This is a genomic window from Streptomyces sp. SID11385, assembly GCF_010548245.1.
GTDB lineage: Bacteria > Actinomycetota > Actinomycetes > Streptomycetales > Streptomycetaceae > Streptomyces.
This window is the reverse complement of the sequence record NZ_JAAGLR010000417.1, coordinates 1-1923: the sequence shown is the minus strand read 5'-3', so window position 1 is coordinate 1923 and position 1923 is coordinate 1. Positions and strand designations below refer to the sequence as shown.

Genomic DNA, 1923 nt, shown 5'->3' with positions numbered 1-1923 from the left:
CCCCGGCGGCGCCGTCAGCGCGGCCCTGCTCGCGGAGCGCCTGCGCGGCCTCGCCCCCTCCTGCGGCCCGGTGCGGCTCGTCGGGATCGACGGGCACGCCGGCTCGGGCAAGTCGACGCTCGCGCGCGGGGTCGCCGAGGCCCTGGGCGGAGCGCCCGTGCTGCGCCTGGACGACTTCGCCTCGCACGAGCGCTTCTTCGGCTGGACGGGGCGCTTCGCCGCGCAGGTGCTCGAACCCTTCGCGCACGGGGAGTCCGCCGTCTTCCGGCCGTACGACTGGCACGCGCGCCGCCCGGGCCGCACCCGGACCGCCGCACCGGCTCCCGTCGTCCTGGTGGAGGGCGTCGGGGCGGGGCGGCGGGCGCTGCGGCCGTGGCTCTCGCTGCTGTGGTGGATGGATCTGGCCAGTGGGGCGGCCTGGGAACGCGGGCGCGAAAGGGACGGTCCTGACCTCGCGGACTTCTGGGACGAGTGGGAGCGGGCCGAGGCCGCGCACTTCCGCGCCGACCCCTCGCGGCCCTTCGCGGACGCGCTGATACGGCAGTGCGGGGAGGGGTACGTGGTGCGGAAGTGAGCCGGGACGGAGCACGCGACCCCCGTTTTGGTGACGCAGCGTCAACTTCCGCCGACGAAGCGGAAAGAAGCCGAAACCAGCCCCCCTGACTTCCCCGGAGCGTCTTGACCCGGGGCCCGCCCTGGTCTTACGTTCACGGTGTGCGGCCCGGCGGGCCGCACCGCAGACACGAAGCCCCCGGTTGTTCCCCCGTGACCGGGGGCTTCGTTCTGTCCCGCACCCCCCGCTTTGGTACTACTTGACGCATTCGTCCGCTCACGCCGAGTGACCGGAGGTGGACGCCTCCCCGTGCGCCCCGTGCGCCCGGCGCTGCCTCCGCGGCGCCCGCGACACCCTTCGGCCGGGCACGTCCCCGCAGGTACGATGCCGCAGTGCGGCCCGTCCCCTGGCGGGCGGCATCCGCACGGGGGAGCAAGAGCCGCTCGCGGCGCGGCGGTTCGGCCGCGCGGCCGACGACGGGTCCGGCGGCAAGGCCACGGGGGCACGGTTTGTGGGGGACGTGATGGACTTCGGCACGCACGGCGCACCGGGCCCGGCCGATCTCGCCTGGTTGCGCGGCGTTGACGCCTACACGATGGGCGCGTATCCACAGGCGGAGGAGGAGTTCCGCACGGCGGTGCGCCTCGATCCGGGCATGGCGGACGGCTGGCTCGGCCTGCACGCCCTGCGCATCGACACCCCGGCCGCGCTGCTGCGCATGTTCCAGCACCGCGACCGGTTCGGCGAGCAGCGGGCCCGGCACCGGCGCCCGCTCAACTCCTGGTACTGGCTGGGCTGGTGGGTGCAGCCGGTCCTTGAGACGACGCGCGATCTGCTGCTCGCGCACGCCTCGCACTGGCTCGACGGGCGCCACGTCCCCGACCTCGACCGCGCCCTCGGCGCGCTCCCGCCGCCCGAGAGCGACCGGCAGGTGCGCTTCCTGCACGCCTGCCGCGCCTATCTCGTGAAGGACTGGGAGCAACTGGCCCGGCACACCGACCCCTTGCTCGACGACCCGCTCCTCGGCATCGAGGCGGGGCTCTTCGGCGGGATGGCGCGGGTCCGCCTGGAGATGTACGGGCAGGCGGAGCCGCTGCTCTCGGCGGCGCTCATGCGCTGCCGCAGCGAGCAGCCGCAGCGCAAGGAGCTGCGGTACTGGCTGGCGCGGGCCCGCGAGGGCAGCGGGCGCAGCGCGGCGGCGCTGCCGCTGTACCGCGCGGTGCACCGGGTCGACGCGGGCTTCATGGACACCGCGGCGCGGCTCGCGGCGATCTCCGAGGGCGACGGCTTCCAGGACCTCGCCTCGCCGCTCGACTACGCGGCGGTGAGCCTGGGCGGCGCGGGCCAGGACACGGCGGCGGCGCGGGACG

The 1923-nt window shown here is 75.6% G+C and carries 1 protein-coding gene and 1 pseudogene; both read left to right on the top strand.

Annotated features, from left to right (window positions below; all coding sequences use genetic code 11):
- Positions 1-574, top strand: a 574-nt coding sequence (locus G3I42_RS12820) for a hypothetical protein (protein WP_239096417.1), incomplete at its 5' end; no start/stop codon positions are given.
- A gap of 502 nt (positions 575-1076) precedes the next feature.
- Positions 1077-1923 (top strand): annotated as a pseudogene (locus G3I42_RS12815) (CbxX/CfqX); the annotation flags it as partial.